This window comes from Sphingobacterium sp. 18053, from assembly GCF_902706145.1.
Classification (GTDB): Bacteria; Bacteroidota; Bacteroidia; order Sphingobacteriales; family Sphingobacteriaceae; genus Sphingobacterium; species Sphingobacterium paramultivorum.
Map to the genome: position 1 here is coordinate 207,303 of NZ_CACSJW010000001.1, position 15,622 is coordinate 222,924.

Below are 15,622 nucleotides of genomic sequence, written 5' to 3' on the forward strand. Positions count from 1 at the left end.
CAAATTTGTTTGTCGTTATAAGCTTGCGAAAATAGTAAAATTAAACAATAATTTTTTCTTTCTTTATTCACATTTTCCTGTTTCAGGATCACATGAAGGGCCTTCTTCGCCTCTGCGTTCAAGAGGTGCAGGCTGACTGGCCAGGCATTCATTTATTGTATTGTGAAAGACTTCCATGGGCTGTGCTCCGGGGATAGCGTATTTTCTGTCAAATACAAAGAAAGGAACACCTCGGAGTCCTAAGCTGACACCTTCTTGGATATCCTGTGCAACATCATAAGCAAACTCATCTGATTCCAATAAGTTTTTTACCTCCTGAGCGGAAAGATGCTCTTCTGTTGCGATAGCGATGAGAACCTCGTTGTTATTTACATCGAGACCATCGGTGAAATGAGCCTTAAATAAGGCTTTTTTGAGCTGAGTGCCTTTTTGCTGTGCCTGGGCGAAATGGATCAGACGATGAGCTTTTTTTGTATTTACAACGATTGCTTTTTCAAAATTCAGGTCAATACCCAGCTCTTTTCCCTGCGCACTGAGTTGTGAAGTCATCGCAACCACATCGTCCATGCTCATGCCCTTCGTTTGAACGAGGTAGTCGTAGGTTGGCATTGCCGGAGCATCTTCGGGATAGTCGGGGTTAAGCTGATACGATTTCCAGATGATTTCAGCGGCTGGCTTACTTGCGGTTTGCTGAAGCGCCAATTCAAGCTTTGTCAAGCCAATATAACAAAATGGACAAATGATGTCCGACCAAATTTCTATTTTCATATTTCTTTTTTTACTGCGTATATTGTAATCAAAAATACATATAATAACGATGATTATCTGTTTACATTGTTGCTTGGATGTAAACAAGTGTTTCATGTACTTGTATACTTATGTTGGAGAAAGCTTTTTTGAATCGTAAAGTTACCCTTGTCCTGGGTGGAGGTGGTGCAAGAGGTCTTGTGCATATTGGTATTATTCGACGGCTTGAAGAGCTGGGCTTCGAAATCGATGAGGTGGTAGGTTGTTCAATAGGAGCACTTGTTGGTGGTATTTATGCGCAAGGGAAGATGGATGTTCTCGAAGATTGGATGCAGCGCCTGACGAAGAAATCGGTCTTTAATATGATGGATTTTAGCTGGAAGGGGCTAGGAATGATGAAGGGAATCAAGGTGTTTAACGCCTTGAAATCTGTGATCCCTGATGCTAATATAGAGACTTTTCCAATTTTGTTTAAAGCCATTGCGACAGACCTAAACTACGAAAAGGAGGTTGTGCTGGATTTTGGGAGTATGTATGATGCCATTCGTGCTTCGATTGCTATTCCAGCTGTATTTACAGCGGTGGAAGAGGAGAACCATGTGTACGTTGACGGTGGTGTGCTGAATCCATTGCCCATAAATCATGTAACCAAGAAAGAGAATTTAATCATTGCTGTTAATTTGGAATCTAAACCGGATAAACAATATTCTGTTATCAAAAAACTGGATCCGAAGACTTCGAATTCCTTGGATATTCTACAAGCCTCATACTATGTGATGCGCAGGAAAATGAGCCGTATGATTGTTGATTTATACCATCCCGATGTGGTGGTGGATATTCCCTATAATATATGTAACCTTTGGGATTACCACCGCTCTGAATTTTTGGTTCAAAAGGGACGTGAATATATTGACAAAGCATTAAAAAACAAAACCAAAACAAAGTAGTTTAGGGCGATTAACGAACTGCTTTGCTTTGGCTTGGTTTCTCCTGACATTAAGATGCACTGGAATTTATTTTTTTATTCTTAACGAAACAAGAAAGGTGTTTGTTAAAACAAATTGGGGTAATCGCTAATAATTCCGTCAACCTTTACAGCCTTCAGCTGTTCTATCTCGTCTTTTGTGTTGACTGTCCATGGAATAACCTTGATATCCGCTTTATGGCACTGTGTAATAAAATCGCGTGTAGCTATTTTATAGTGCGGACTTATAATAAAAGGTGTAAAGCCCAAAGCTGCAATTGTTTGCTCAACACTCTTGGTGTAATTTGCATCAATAAGATAAGAAACTTTGATTTGAGGATATGCTTTGTGCAGATATTTAATAGCCCTGCTGTCAAATGATTGGATGACGGTTCGTGAAGCAATTTTCTTATCGGTGATCACCTGCACCATAAGGTCCACAAACTCTTCTACCTTTGGATGGAAAATACCATCTTTATCTTCCTTACTCTTCACTTCGATATTGTAAAACATCGGTGCTTTCCTTTTTAGACTTGCGTAGGCTTCAGTACTATCAATAAGGTCTGATAGCTTTGCTATACGTGTAACCTGTTTTTTCTGTTCTGGAAACTCTTTATAAAATTTCGATCCGATATCGTATTTAATCAGATCTTTATAAAGCATATCATAAATTCTCAGCGATTTGTCCTTGTCAGAAATTTCGGAGCCATTGGGTTTCAAGACAAATTTTGGGTTAAGATAATCGTCGTGAAAGACAACAACCTTACGGTCTTTGGTAATGTGGCAATCCATTTCCAGTGTGGTCACCTTTGCAAGATCTATTGCATTTTTCATAGCAGCGATAGACTCTTCAGGATATAGGCCGCGGCCGCCGCGATGTGCTTCCAGACTAAGTTTAGGGAAATTGCCTGAATTTGTTTTTGCTGAATCTTTCATAACTGAACAAGATACAAATGGTAATAACGTGCCCCAAAAGGCAATTCTGAGAAGACTTCTTTTCATTATTGAAATATTTAAACAAAATAGGGGAGTTGCTATATATTGCCCTTTTGAATAAGCGAATATACATATATATTTTACTTATACGTATTTTAACTGTTTCGAATATTTGATTTAGTAACTTTATGAAGGTTGATTCGAAACCGAATAAAGTTAAATGAATTTGTTTTTGTCTGAAATAGATGGAAACAAGGTAGTTGGATCGGTGAATCTCCTTGATCTGACAGCGTTTCTGTGTCGACCTCAACTCCGTTACGCGGTCCTTTGTCCTTGGATAAATTTCTTAATTGTCGACATGAAATCTATTTTTTTTGTCTTTTTTGCAAGAAATTATTGTCATTCCTTTCAGAATTCCCTTTATTTGCACAAATCTCAAATTAGATGGCGAAAAATTTATTGATAGTTGAGTCTCCAGCGAAAGCGAAAACGATAGAAGGGTATTTAGGAAAGGATTTTTTGGTCAAGTCAAGTTATGGACATATTCGCGACTTGGTGAAAACCGATGATGCAATTGATACCGAAAAGAATTTTGAACAAAAGTATGAAGTTCCCTCCGACAAAAAGGCGGTTGTAAGTGAACTGAGGAAATTGGCTAAAGCTGCAGAAACCGTTTGGTTAGCGTCCGATGAGGACCGCGAAGGAGAGGCTATTTCATGGCACTTATTTGAGACTTTGGGATTAAAAGATGAAAATACAAAAAGGATTGTGTTTCATGAGATTACGAAGCCAGCTATCCTTAAGGCTATTGACAATCCGCGTAAAATAGATTATAACCTAGTAAATGCACAACAAGCGCGAAGGGTTCTAGATCGATTAGTCGGTTTTGAATTATCTCCGGTTCTATGGAAAAAGGTGAAGCCTTCTTTATCTGCTGGGCGGGTGCAGTCTGTTGCGGTTCGTCTGATTGTAGATCGTGAGCGTGAAATCAATAAATTTGAACCCGAAGCGGCTTTTAAGATCGTTGCTTTTTTTCATACGGGAAAAGTTAAAGATAGTTTTAAAGCCGAGCTTCCGCAGCGTTTTGCAACAGAAGCAGAGGCGACCAAATTTTTGGAAGATTGTAAAGCAGCGCTGTTTTCTGTAAAAAATCTAGAAACAAAACCTGCAAAGCGTTCACCATCGGCGCCATTTACAACATCAACATTACAGCAGGAAGCAAGTAGAAAACTTGGATTTTCGGTTGCCCGCACCATGCAGGTGGCTCAAAGGCTGTATGAATCAGGACGAATTACCTATATGCGTACCGATTCTGTTAATTTGAGTGATACGGCGATTGAGGCTGCTGAAAAGGAAATCAAATCGGCTTATGGTAACCAGTACCATAAACTCAGAAAATATAAAACAAAAACATCGGGTGCACAAGAGGCACACGAAGCTATTCGTCCTACCTATTTCTCAGAGCACACCATTGATGGTGATGCATCCGAAAAAAGATTATATGAGCTTATTTGGAAAAGAGCAATTGCTTCCCAAATGAGTGAGGCGGAGTTTGAACGTACATTGGCAAAGATCGACATCTCAACCCGTACTGAAGATTTGAATGCTTCAGGAGAGGTTATGAAATTTGATGGATTCTTGAAAGTTTACATGGAATCCTTGGACGACGAGCAAGACAGCGCGATGGACGAAGATAGTGACAATGCTATTCTTCCACCATTAGCCGTTGGTATGCCATTGACTTTGAAAAACATGTCGGCAACAGAGCGTTTTACACGACCTCCAGCACGTTATACGGAAGCTGCTTTGGTGAAAAAATTGGAGGAATTGGGAATCGGCCGTCCTTCAACCTACGCACCTACGATTTCAACGATTCAAAACCGCGGTTATGTTATAAAGGAAGAACGTGAAGGTAAATCGCGTGATTACCGTGTACTGACATTAAAGGATGCTGAATTAACAGCGATAACAAAAACTGAAATAACCGGTGCCGAAAAAGGAAAAATGTTTCCAACGGATATCGGTGTTGTGGTGAATGATTTTTTGGTTGAACACTTCAACGGTATTGTGGATTTTCATTTTACGGCCAACGTAGAAAAAGAATTTGACGATATTGCGCATGGACTGACCGAATGGACAAAAATGTTGCATGATTTCTATGGACCTTTTCATTCTGAGGTAGAAGATACTTTAGTAAATGCAGATCGTGCGAATAATGAGCGTGAGCTCGGTATCGATCCAGTTTCCGGTAAACCCGTTTCGGTTCGCATTGGTAAGTTCGGCCCACTGGTACAGATTGGTTCTCCTGACGATGAAGAAAAACCTCGTTTTGCTTCCTTGCGGAAGGGACAGATGATCGAAACCATTACTTTTGAGGATGCCATGGAATTATTCAAATTACCGAAAAAAGTCGGTTTATTTGAAGACAAGGAAATGACTGTCGCGGTGGGACGATTTGGACCTTATATACGTCACAATTCAGCGTTTTACTCGTTGCCTAAAGGCGTTGATCCTTTGGACGTAACAGAAGAAGAGGCGATACAGATTATCAAAGACAAACGTCAGAAAGATATCGAGAAAGTTATTCGGGTTTTTGAGGAAAATCCGGATGCTCAAATTGAGCAGGGACGCTGGGGACCATTTATTCGTTTTGGCAAGCAAAATCTGAAAATACCTAAAGGAACCGAGATTGAAAAAATCACGTATGCGGATGTGCTGAAATGGGCTGAGGCAGATGCTCCAAAAGGAAAAGCGACTAAAGCAAAAACAACAGAAAAGAAAACTGTAGCAAAAAAGGCTCCAGCAAAGAAGGCTCCAGCTAAAAAAACTACAAAGTCTAAATAAGGATGAAAGCAGATTTTCCTGAAAATATTGTCAAAGACATTATGATCGCCGTTGTTTTGGAAGGTGAGACGGTGGAGACAAAAAATTGGACTGTCTATGTTATCAACGACAAGAATATTGCCATTCAGAATGTGCTGATCAGCTCAAAAGGTTATGGCGAAAAGGATGGCCGACAAGTAACAACAACGACTTTGCGTCATTTTATTGGAAATATAGAAGCGAAATCTTTCGATCGTGTTGAAGCGATCGATGAACAGGTATTCGGGCTGACAAATGAATATTGGTTGAGTTTTTATATTGATAATATTATTTACGATAAAAAATATATCTTTTTACCCGAAAGCATTGTGGATGGTAACCTCACTAAGGTTCCTTTGGTCAATCGTCCAGGTGTAATCATAGGAGGAAACGAATAATGAGTGGACGTCACAATTTTATTATCGCCATAGATGGTTTTTCCTCCTGCGGTAAGAGTACCCTGGCAAAGGCTTTGGCAAAAAAACTGAAGTTCGCCTTTATTGACAGTGGAGCCATGTATAGGGCTGTCACACTCTATTTTATCCGGCATGAAATAGCGCTGGATGATCAAAAAGCGATAGAAAATGCACTGAACGATATCCATATTGATTTTATCCCGAACGCAATAAAGACGGAGATCCATCTAAACGATGAGGATATCTCTGAAGAGATCCGTCAGATGTATATTTCTGATAAAGTCAGCGATGTGAGTGCGATCAAAGCTGTTCGGGTTGCTATGGTTGCCCAGCAGCAAAAATTGGGTAGCAGGCGAAATATTATTATGGATGGCCGTGATATTGGTACTACCGTTTTTCCAGATGCTGATCTGAAGATTTTTATGACCGCAGATCCTAAAGTACGTGCTGCGAGGCGTTATCTAGAGTTAACGGAAAAAGGAGAGGACGTGACTTTAGAAGAAGTTGTGGAGAATCTTTCTACACGTGACCGTATCGACAGTACGCGTGCGGAAAGTCCATTACGACAAGCCGAAGATGCGATTGTTTTGGACAATTCAAATCTGACACCAGAACAACAGCTTCATTTTGTTGAAGAAGAATATTTAAAAGCTAAGGCTGCAAAAGCCCAGTCATAAAACAAAAAATAGGCCGATTATTTAATCGGCCTATTTTTTTTAGCTATTTTACGCTATTGATCTGTTGTTGTTCCAATAGTTTTCCAACATTGTTTTTCTCCCCAAATTCTGCTGTCTGCTCTTGAAAAGATTCCAGAAGAGCTTTGATAGCATCTGAATTATCTGCTGTGCGCTGATAGATATCGGGAATTGTTTTTTCAATATTCTTATCGCCGAGTTCAATGTTATCAACTTCGATTTTGCCTATTTTTTCCAAAACAGCTTGTTGGCTATTTCTGACATCTTCTAATTCTCTTGCTATTTTTTCCATTAATTGGAATTTCTTCAATTTATCCATATGAAATCGCTTTGGTTACTATAATAAGAACAAGATGCTTCAAAAGTTTGTTTTGTTTTTTTTAAAATAGCAAATAGAAGAAGGGTTTATGAGGAGGAGCTATGAAAAAAGAAAAAGACGGAACATACATGTCCCGCCTTTCATAAGTGCTGTTATTTTGTTATTAATTTGTACGTCCCGGATACACTTGAAGAGCTTTCTCTAGGCAAACCAATGCTTTATTGAGATCATCTTGATTAAGCACATAGGCAAGGCGTACTTCATTTATACCGGCACCCTCCGTACTGTAAAAGCCGGTAGCGGGAGCCATCATTACCGTTTCGTTATTGTAAGAGAAATCTTCCAACATCCATTGACAGAATTTATCAGCATTGTCAATCGGTAGTTTGGCAACGACGTAAAATGCACCACCTGGGTTAGGAGAGTAAACTCCTTCAATGGCGTTAAGTCCTTTCACGAGGGTATCTCTTCTTGCTGTGTATTCTTTGGATACTGCTTCAAAGTAACTGTCTGGTGTATCAACAGCAGCCTCACCCGCAATTTGACCTTCCAACGAAGGGCTTAAGCGAGCTTGCGCAAATTTCAGTGCAGTCTGATATAGCACTTTATTTTTGGTAATGATACATCCAATACGCGCACCACAAGCAGAGTAACGTTTTGATACTGTATCAAAAATAACCACATTATTTTCGAGACCTTCTAAATGCATTGGTGAGATAAACTCTCTACCATCGTAACAAAATTCACGATAGGCCTCATCTGAGAAAAGGTAAAGATCATATTTTAGACAAAGTTCACGAAGAGCTTCGAGTTCTTCTCTGGAATAAAGGTACCCCGTCGGGTTATTTGGATTACAGATGCAGATCGCTCTGGTTTTCGGGGTAATTACTTTTTCAAATTCAGCGATAGAAGGTAATGCAAATCCGCTTTCAATATAGGATATGATTGGTTTGATTACAACATCAGAGGAACAGGCAAAACCATTGTAATTTGCATAAAATGGCTCCGGAATGATAATCTCTTCTCCTTCATTTAAACAGGCTTGCATAGCGATCATAATCGCTTCCGAGCCGCCATTAGTTACTAATATATCAGTTGGCTCAATATTATAATTTAGCTTATTATAATATTCTGCTAACTTGTTCCGATAAGAGGCTGTACCTTCAGAAGCTGTGTAAGCCCACACTTTGAACTGTATATTTTTCAAAGCATTAAGCATCACTTCAGGTGTTTGGATATCAGGTTGTCCGATATTGAGGTGGTATATCTTTTTACCTTCTTTTTTTGCTTGATCAGCGTATGGCGTCAACTTTCTAATAGGCGACGCAGGCATATTTAGCCCTTTTTCTGATATTACTGGCATTATAGTTTTTTTAAAATTAGTAGTGCAAAGCTAACCAAAATAAAACGAAAAAAGCCACATGATTGAGTGGCTTTTTCCGTTTTATTTACAAGAATTGTTATTCTACAATACCCTTAATATATAGCGTTTTTACAGGAGTCTTGGTGTTCGACTGTACCGTGAAACTCTTTGTGAATGGAGCTTTTGCCGCTGCATTGTAAGTCACTTTGATCGTTCCGCTTTCGCCTGGTTTAATTGGCGTTTTCGTAAATTCTGCTACAGAACATCCGCAGGTAGGCACAACATTTGAAATGATAATTGGCTCACTGCCTGTGTTTGAAAACTTGAAATTATACGAAACGGGCGTACCGGCCGGAATTTTGCCAAAATCATGGGTTTCTTTTTCGAATTTAAATTCCCCTTGTCCTGTCTGCATCGAAGAAAAACCAATAAAGGAAATGATCACTGCTAAGATTGTTATATACTTTTTCATGCTTCTAAAATATTACTTTACGATTAAAATAGTACAACTGATATGCCAAATTTAATATTTATTGCCAATTTATTGTACATCTAACAACTTTATTACAGTTATATTATACCTTCTTTCAGTAAGTCCTGTATGTGGATAACACCAGCATAATTCCCTTTGTCGGAAACCAATAATTGTGTGATGTTATTTTCTCGCATAATATGGAGAGCGTTGGCTGCCAATTCATTTTTGTCAATGATTTTTGGTGATTTCCCCATGATATCGGCGGCAGTAATTGTCGCTAAATCGGTGTGTTTCTCCAGCATACGACGGATATCACCGTCTGTGATGATGCCGAGTATGTGGTCAGCATCCAACACGGCTACAGCTCCCAGTCTAAACTGTGTTATGGTGATGATGATATCACTTACAGTGGCTTGCGGTTGGACACTGGGTTTGCCGTTCTGATCGGATAGATCGCCGACTCTTAAGTACAGTTTTTTGCCTAATGCTCCTCCTGGATGGTATTTTGCAAAATCTTTGTCCGTGAAATCGCGGCACTCTTGTAAAACGACAGCAAGCGCATCACCCATTGCTAACTGAGCAGTTGTACTTGAAGTTGGTGCAAGGTTGTTAGGACAAGCTTCTTTCTCAACGGTAGTATTTAAGATATAGTCTGCATTTTTAGCGAGGTAGGATTCGGTATTTCCAACCAAAGCAACCAATACATTCTTTGTCTGTTTTAAAAAGGGAACAAGCACTTTAATCTCAGGTGTATTACCACTTTTAGAGATCGCAATAATTAAATCATTTTGTTGGATAATACCAAGATCTCCGTGGATAGCATCAGCTGCATGCATAAAGATCGATGGTGTGCCTGTCGAATTTAGCGTTGCAACTATCTTTTGGGCGATAATAGCACTTTTGCCGATTCCAGTTACAATAACTCGGCCTTGCAAATTTAGAATACGATCGACAACGGTAACAAAATCATCATCAATATATTGAGCCAAAGCAGCTACTGCCTTGGCTTCTTCTTGAATAGCTTGAATAGCTATATTTTTTATTTCGTAGTTGTTTTTCACAAAAAATACTCTTACTTTTATGTATTAGAATAGATTGCAAAAATAGATTATTTTTCAAGATTATTTCTTCATTTATCTATCTTATTTTTGCCCAAGGCGCAATGGAAATAGAAAAATCACTTTTCGACAATTTACAAGATTTTTTTGGTTTTGATACTTTTAAAGGGGATCAAGAGGCAATTATAACTAGTATTCTTCAACGAAGAGATACTTTTGTAATTATGCCAACCGGAGGAGGGAAATCAATTTGCTATCAACTTCCTGCTCTCATGAGTGAGGGAACTGCAATTGTTATTTCTCCGCTGATTGCTTTAATGAAAAACCAGGTAGATCAGCTTCGTGCATTCGGTGGCGAAGATAGTATCGCTCATTTTTTAAATTCATCATTGAATAAGAGCGAAATTACAAAGGTTAAGGATGATGTACTCGCCGGGAAGACCAAATTGCTGTATGTAGCTCCAGAATCACTTGCCAAGCAAGATAATCTGGAATTCTTACATCAGATTACCGTGTCTTTCGTAGCGGTTGACGAAGCGCATTGTATTTCGGAATGGGGACACGATTTCAGACCAGAATATCGTAAAATACGCCAGGTAATTAACGAAATAGGTGCCAATATTCCTATTATAGCTCTTACTGCGACTGCGACTCCCAAAGTTCAGTCTGATATTCGTAAAAATTTGCAGATGACTGATGCTGTTTTATTTAAGTCATCATTTAATCGGAGCAATTTATATTACGAGGTAAGACCTAAAAAAGATGTTGTTAAAGAGATTGTTCGCTTTATCAAAACCAAACCGGGAAAGACTGGTATAGTTTATTGCTTAAGCCGTAAGAAAGTAGAAGAAATCAGTGAGGTTCTGAACCTAAATGGTATCAAAGCTTTACCTTATCATGCAGGTCTAGATGCGAAAACGAGAGCTGATACGCAGGATAAATTTCTGATGGAAGACGTCGAAGTTATTGTTGCTACCATCGCTTTTGGTATGGGAATAGACAAACCGGATGTTCGTTATGTCATTCACCATGATATTCCTAAATCCATGGAAGGTTACTATCAGGAAACAGGACGTGCTGGCCGTGATGGCGGAGATGGTTATTGTTTGGCTTTTTACTCGGAAAAAGATGTTGAAAAGCTGACCAAGTTTATGAAAGATAAACCTGTGGCCGAACGCGAGATTGGGACACAGATTTTAAAAGAAGTTATTGATTATTCCGAGTCTGCAGTATGTCGTCGCAAACAGATCCTCCACTATTTTGGGGAAAATTTTGACGAGCAGGGCTGCAGTAACATGTGCGATAACTGCCGCTCGGAGAAAGAATATTTTGAGGCAGAAGATTCCTTGAAAAATGTACTGGGCTTCATTCAGGAGCAGGGTGAGAAATTTGATGATCATCACGTGATCAACGTCATGATGGGTCAAAATAATCAACCAGTATCTTCCTATAAACATGATGAACACCGTCTTTTCGGAACGGGTAGAGAGAAAGGTGTTATCTATTGGAAATCTTTGCTTAGACAGGCTGTGCTTGATAACTTTATCCAAAAAGATATTGATCATTATGGCCTTTTAAAATTGACAGATATTGGCCGTCATTATTTGGATAATCCTTATCAACTAAAATTTGTTTTGAATCGTCCAATTGAAGGAGGAGATAGCACAAATTCGGAAGATGCAGGGCACGGTACAGGAGCCTTAGATACCGTCTTACTGGGTATGCTTAAAGATCTACGCAAGAAAATTGCAAAAGGGAAGGCACTGCCGCCGTTTGTTATCTTTCAAGATCCTTCGCTGGAAGAAATGTGTACACATTATCCAATTGCCATCGATGAGTTGAAACAGATTCAGGGAGTAGGGAATGGTAAAGCGATTAAATTTGGAGCACCATTTATTGCCTTGATCAAAGACTACGTTGAGGAAAATGAAATCGATAGACCTGTGGATCTTGTCATTAAAAGTACAGCTAATAAATCGGCATTAAAGGTATCTATTATCCAAAATATCGATCGTAAAATCGCATTGGATGATATTGCCTCAGCTAAGGGGATAACTTATGAGGAAATATTGAAGGAAATAGAGACGATTGTAAATGCGGGTACAAAAATCAATATCAATTATTTTATTGACGAGATTATTGATGAGGATCGCCAGGATGAGGTATACGACTATTTTAAGACAGCGGAGACTGATTCAATTAATGATGCGCTTAAAGAACTTGGAGGGGATGATTACAGTTATGAAGATCTCCAATTGATGCGAATCAAATTTTTATCGGAGCTTGGCAATTAATTTTTTTATAATTATATGATTAATAAATACATTCCCGAAATAAAGAATGGGACATCGCAGAATTTCTTTTTAATGGCGGGGCCCTGTGCAATTGAGGGAGAAGAAATCGCTTTGCGTATTACTGAAAAGATTGTTACAATTACAGATAAACTTAATATTCCTTACATTTTCAAGGGATCCTACCGCAAGGCCAATAGATCCCGTCTAGATTCATTTATGGGAATAGGTGATGAAAAGGCGCTGAAGATTTTGGAAAAAGTTGGAAAAACTTTTGGTGTACCCACGGTGACAGATATCCATGAGAGCCACGAGGCAGAAATGGCAGCCGCATACGTTGACGTTCTTCAAATTCCGGCATTTTTGTGCAGACAGACTGATTTATTGGTTGCAGCGGCAAAAACGAATAAGGTGGTCAATGTAAAAAAAGGTCAGTTTTTGAGCGCTGGATCTATGAAATTTGCAGTAGATAAGATCGTGGAATCTGGAAATGAAAAGGTTTTTTTAACTGATCGTGGCAATACATTCGGCTATCAGGATCTCATTGTAGATTATCGAGGGATTCCCGAAATGCGTGCTTTTAACGTACCCACAGTGATGGACTGTACACATTCCTTGCAACAACCGAATCAGACTTCTGGCGTAACAGGAGGAAAACCAGCTTTAATTGAAACAATAGCAAAAGCTGCAATCGCCGTGGGAGCTGACGGTCTGTTTATAGAAACACATCCTGATCCGGCAAATGCGAAATCTGATGGCGCCAATATGTTACATTTGGATTTACTTGAAGGCTTGATGAAAAAACTTGTACGAGTTAGACAAGCTATTTTATAGTATAATAAATAAATCACAATAGAAAGGAGCCAATAGGCTCCTTTTTTATAATCAATTATATCAAACTTAAAGCCAAATTATTGTATGTTATCAAAAGTTGCGTTGACAGCGTTTTTTCTGTTGTCTTTTTCTGCCATCAAAGCGCAGGAGAATTATAGTTGGTTTTCTCCACTAGAAGATAAGCATGTGGAAGGTCGGTTGGAGAATCAGAAGCTTTCAGCCTTCAACAGGCTTCCGGATGAATTGGAAAGTCAGGTACGTAAATCTGTATGGGAGCTGGGGAAGAATAGCGCCGGATTCTATATTGACTTTCAAACTTCTTCACCTGAGATTACAGTTCAATACCAAGTTGCGGGAGGCTTAAATATGCCCCATATGCCCACGACAGGTGTTAGTGGGCTGGATCTTTATGCTTATGATACAGCAAAGAAGGAATGGAAATGGGCTTATGGTAGTTATGATTTTTCGGATACCATTTCTTATACGTGGAAGAATATTGGGCGCAATGAAAAATTTAATTACCGCTTATATCTTCCGCTCTACAATACAGTTAAGTGGTTAAAGATTGGTGTGCCAAATACGGCTAAATTAACGTATACTCATACCACAGCGGCAAAGCCTATTGTTGTCTATGGAACCTCGATTGGACAGGGGGCCTGTACAAGCCGTCCTGGTTTGGCTTGGACCAGTCAGGTAGGAAGGGCATTTAATCACGAAGTGATCAATTTATGTTTCTCTGGAAATGGTCGACTCGAACAACCTATTTTAAATATGATGAACCAAGAAGATGCCGCCTGCTATATTCTCGATTGTATTCCCAATCTGGCTATTTCGAAATCGTTAACAGAAACACAATTGGATTCTTTGTTGGTCCATGCAGTGACATTTTTAAGAAAAGAACATCCTACAACGCCTATTATTTTGACGCAGCATAGTTCGGGGAATATAGCAGAAGTCTTTAATGAAGATAAAAATGCAGAATATCAGCAAAGCAGCCGGGTACTGAAAGCGACGTTTGAAAAATTACAATCAAAAGGAATTCGTCAGCTTTTCTTATTGTCGAGCCAAGAGCTTAATCTGGATCTGAATTCAACTGTAGACTATGCCCATCCAAATGATCAAGGTATGGGCAGAATCGCAAATGCGTATATTAAATTGTTGAAGAAAATTCTAAAGTAGGCTACCGCTAACGGCGCCTTCACGGTATCAGCGTCTGGAATTTACAGTATCGATAGGGCATCGTATATGAAACAGATTTATTGGATTAGCATACATCCGTCAGCACAAGAAATAAAAATAGAAAAGGGAAGTTTTAAGCTTCCCTTTTCTATTTTTATTTCTTTTTCATTTTCATCGTCATTTTTGCCTTTTCACCACCCCCATAATTAAAGGTCTTGGCATTGCTTTCTTTCTTTTGGTGAAAAGCACCGCCGCGGGAAAGATCTTCTTTATTATCTTCCTCCTTGCTCGACTTTTTCTTTTTGTCGGCGATGGGATTATAGATTGCAAGATCCTCAGGCAATTCCAAAACATCCATTCTTTTACCGACGGCCTGTTCTATTTTTTTGACCATTGGTAATTCCAGATCTGTTGTGAAAGTCAACACGACCGATTCTTCATTATCGTCATTTTTAACAAGATGATTTAAGAATTCCTCCTTTTCATTCGGTAACTCAAATTGAAAAATGAATGGAATAGCGGAAAGGTTCACATCGTTTGTATTTTCCCGAGCAATAATCAAGACACGAGATTGACTATTTTCTTTGAAATCTTCCATGTTCTCATAGCCAAAATCATCGTAGAACAATGGATTGAGGATAGCAATTTCTTCTTTATTGCTACTGAACAAACTGCTGGCCAACTTTTGTGCAGTAAGCTTAGAGTTCACAAAGACGACTACTTTTTGAAATACTTCTTTATCCTGCAACAGAAGATTTAATAAATTGATCTTTGTTGTGAAATTAGAAACATGATATAATAGTAGATCTAGGGTATCGACAATGTCATTCTCAAGTTCATCTATTTCGACTGAGGCACAATTCTCATTCATGAAATTGTCGATCATGTCATAAAGTTTTTGGTGTTCAACAGTACTGAAAACCAAATGTTGTACTTTTCCGCAGCTTTCGGCTAATTCCCTTACTGTATTTTGCATTCCTTGCTTGATAATCTCCTCAGCATCATCAATAATTAATGTCTGAATACGGTTGAGATTCAAGGCCAATTTAAGATAGATAGCTCTTGCACGATTTGGAGTAGCTACAACGATGTCTTTTCCATCAACCAGTTCTTCGATTTCTTCTTCCATGCTGCCTGAAGACCGCAATCCAATGATGCGAAGATCTTTATTTTTGCTTAATTGGTAGAATCTCTCAACAATTTCGTCGATACGTTCTTCATTAGGCGCCAAGATCAAAAACTTCGGAGCTTCATCTGTTGTGAATTTCAACTTCATCAAGGTAGATAAGACATAAGTTGTGGTTTTGCCAGCACCTTCCGGAGCGATGGCAATCACATCCTGTCCACCAAGAATTCTGGAAATGCATCTACTTTGAATTTCCTTTGGAGCCAGATAACCGAGTTCAGTCATCGCAGCAGTCAATCTTTTGCTAAGTTTTAGTTTCTCTAACGACACGTATCCTTTTATTTATGTAAGTTACAA

General features: G+C 39.0%; 14 protein-coding genes. 7 read left to right on the forward strand and 7 right to left on the reverse strand.

The genetic code is table 11. The annotated features are described in order from the left end of the window. Positions 1–63: 63 nt before the first annotated feature. Positions 64–768 (reverse strand): DsbA family oxidoreductase, encoded by a 705-nt coding sequence (locus GVK91_RS00950; protein WP_159726487.1) that lies wholly within the window; start codon positions 766–768, stop codon positions 64–66. Between the two features lie 110 nt (positions 769–878). On the opposite strand from GVK91_RS00950, the gene GVK91_RS00955 reads away from it, so the two are divergent. Further along, positions 879–1,694 carry a patatin-like phospholipase family protein gene (locus GVK91_RS00955; RefSeq protein ID WP_153844672.1) on the forward strand — a complete coding sequence of 272 codons (816 nt, stop codon included), beginning with the start codon at positions 879–881 and terminating at the stop codon, positions 1,692–1,694. 104 nt (positions 1,695–1,798) lie between these two features. Here the strand turns inward: GVK91_RS00955 and GVK91_RS00960 are convergent, their stop codons facing one another. Continuing rightward, positions 1,799–2,713, reverse strand: coding sequence for a glycerophosphodiester phosphodiesterase family protein (locus tag GVK91_RS00960; protein WP_153844671.1), 915 nt, complete (start codon positions 2,711–2,713; stop codon positions 1,799–1,801). Between the two features lie 378 nt (positions 2,714–3,091). On the opposite strand from GVK91_RS00960, the gene topA reads away from it, so the two are divergent. From topA to cmk, 3 genes are read left to right on the forward strand one after another with little or no spacing between them, the layout of a single operon-like run. Next, positions 3,092–5,491: a type I DNA topoisomerase gene (topA, locus tag GVK91_RS00965; RefSeq protein ID WP_153844670.1), complete on the forward strand. Its 2,400-nt coding sequence runs from the start codon at positions 3,092–3,094 to the stop codon at positions 5,489–5,491. A 2-nt stretch (positions 5,492–5,493) separates the two neighbouring features. Next, on the forward strand, positions 5,494–5,907 hold the full coding sequence (locus tag GVK91_RS00970; RefSeq protein ID WP_153844669.1) for a hypothetical protein: 414 nt from the start codon (positions 5,494–5,496) through the stop codon (positions 5,905–5,907). Continuing rightward, positions 5,907–6,602, forward strand: coding sequence for a (d)CMP kinase (gene cmk, locus GVK91_RS00975; protein WP_159726489.1), 696 nt, complete (start codon positions 5,907–5,909; stop codon positions 6,600–6,602). Before GVK91_RS00970 ends, cmk begins: the two co-directional genes overlap by 1 nt. Before the next feature lie 43 nt (positions 6,603–6,645). Here the strand turns inward: cmk and GVK91_RS00980 are convergent, their stop codons facing one another. The 4 genes from GVK91_RS00980 to GVK91_RS00995 all read right to left on the reverse strand — a co-directional run bounded on the left by GVK91_RS00980 (position 6,646) and on the right by GVK91_RS00995 (position 9,838). Continuing rightward, the gene (locus GVK91_RS00980) at positions 6,646–6,939 is read right to left on the reverse strand and encodes a hypothetical protein (RefSeq protein ID WP_075992843.1); all 294 of its coding nucleotides are present in this window, start codon (positions 6,937–6,939) and stop codon (positions 6,646–6,648) included. Between the two features lie 163 nt (positions 6,940–7,102). Continuing rightward, on the reverse strand, positions 7,103–8,302 hold the full coding sequence (locus GVK91_RS00985; RefSeq protein WP_153844667.1) for a pyridoxal phosphate-dependent aminotransferase: 1,200 nt from the start codon (positions 8,300–8,302) through the stop codon (positions 7,103–7,105). 97 nt (positions 8,303–8,399) lie between these two features. Next, entirely contained in the window at positions 8,400–8,774 is a 375-nt protein-coding gene (locus GVK91_RS00990) for a DUF1573 domain-containing protein (protein ID WP_075992841.1), read from the reverse strand. Between the two features lie 98 nt (positions 8,775–8,872). Continuing rightward, entirely contained in the window at positions 8,873–9,838 is a 966-nt protein-coding gene (locus GVK91_RS00995; RefSeq protein WP_153844666.1) for an SIS domain-containing protein, read from the reverse strand. A gap of 101 nt (positions 9,839–9,939) precedes the next feature. Between GVK91_RS00995 and recQ the strand changes: the two genes are divergently transcribed. The 3 genes from recQ (at position 9,940) to GVK91_RS01010 (ending at position 14,139) form a co-directional block, all read left to right on the forward strand. Next, entirely contained in the window at positions 9,940–12,129 is a 2,190-nt protein-coding gene (gene recQ, locus GVK91_RS01000) for a DNA helicase RecQ (protein WP_159726491.1), read from the forward strand. A gap of 15 nt (positions 12,130–12,144) precedes the next feature. Beyond that, positions 12,145–12,960, forward strand: a complete 816-nt coding sequence (gene kdsA, locus GVK91_RS01005; protein ID WP_159726493.1) for a 3-deoxy-8-phosphooctulonate synthase — start codon at positions 12,145–12,147, stop codon at positions 12,958–12,960. An 84-nt stretch (positions 12,961–13,044) separates the two neighbouring features. After that, positions 13,045–14,139, forward strand: coding sequence for an SGNH/GDSL hydrolase family protein (locus tag GVK91_RS01010; protein WP_159726495.1), 1,095 nt, complete (start codon positions 13,045–13,047; stop codon positions 14,137–14,139). A 154-nt stretch (positions 14,140–14,293) separates the two neighbouring features. Here the strand turns inward: GVK91_RS01010 and GVK91_RS01015 are convergent, their stop codons facing one another. After that, positions 14,294–15,595, reverse strand: coding sequence for a DEAD/DEAH box helicase (locus tag GVK91_RS01015; protein ID WP_159726497.1), 1,302 nt, complete (start codon positions 15,593–15,595; stop codon positions 14,294–14,296). Positions 15,596–15,622: the final 27 nt, after the last annotated feature.

Excerpts from the sequence above, each read along its gene's own strand:
- GVK91_RS00970 (WP_153844669.1), top strand. The coding sequence starts at position 5,494 with ATGAAAGCAGATTTTCCTGAAAATATTGTCAAAGACATTATGATCGCC.
- cmk (WP_159726489.1), top strand. The coding sequence starts at position 5,907 with ATGAGTGGACGTCACAATTTTATTATCGCCATAGATGGTTTTTCCTCC.
- kdsA (WP_159726493.1), top strand. The coding sequence starts at position 12,145 with ATGATTAATAAATACATTCCCGAAATAAAGAATGGGACATCGCAGAAT.
- GVK91_RS00985 (WP_153844667.1), bottom strand. The coding sequence starts at position 8,302 with ATGCCAGTAATATCAGAAAAAGGGCTAAATATGCCTGCGTCGCCTATT.
- recQ (WP_159726491.1), top strand. The coding sequence starts at position 9,940 with ATGGAAATAGAAAAATCACTTTTCGACAATTTACAAGATTTTTTTGGT.
- GVK91_RS00990 (WP_075992841.1), bottom strand. The coding sequence starts at position 8,774 with ATGAAAAAGTATATAACAATCTTAGCAGTGATCATTTCCTTTATTGGT.
- GVK91_RS00960 (WP_153844671.1), bottom strand. The coding sequence starts at position 2,713 with ATGAAAAGAAGTCTTCTCAGAATTGCCTTTTGGGGCACGTTATTACCA.
- GVK91_RS01010 (WP_159726495.1), top strand. The coding sequence starts at position 13,045 with ATGTTATCAAAAGTTGCGTTGACAGCGTTTTTTCTGTTGTCTTTTTCT.
- GVK91_RS00980 (WP_075992843.1), bottom strand. The coding sequence starts at position 6,939 with ATGGATAAATTGAAGAAATTCCAATTAATGGAAAAAATAGCAAGAGAA.
- GVK91_RS00955 (WP_153844672.1), top strand. The coding sequence starts at position 879 with ATGTTGGAGAAAGCTTTTTTGAATCGTAAAGTTACCCTTGTCCTGGGT.
- topA (WP_153844670.1), top strand. The coding sequence starts at position 3,092 with ATGGCGAAAAATTTATTGATAGTTGAGTCTCCAGCGAAAGCGAAAACG.
- GVK91_RS00950 (WP_159726487.1), bottom strand. The coding sequence starts at position 768 with ATGAAAATAGAAATTTGGTCGGACATCATTTGTCCATTTTGTTATATT.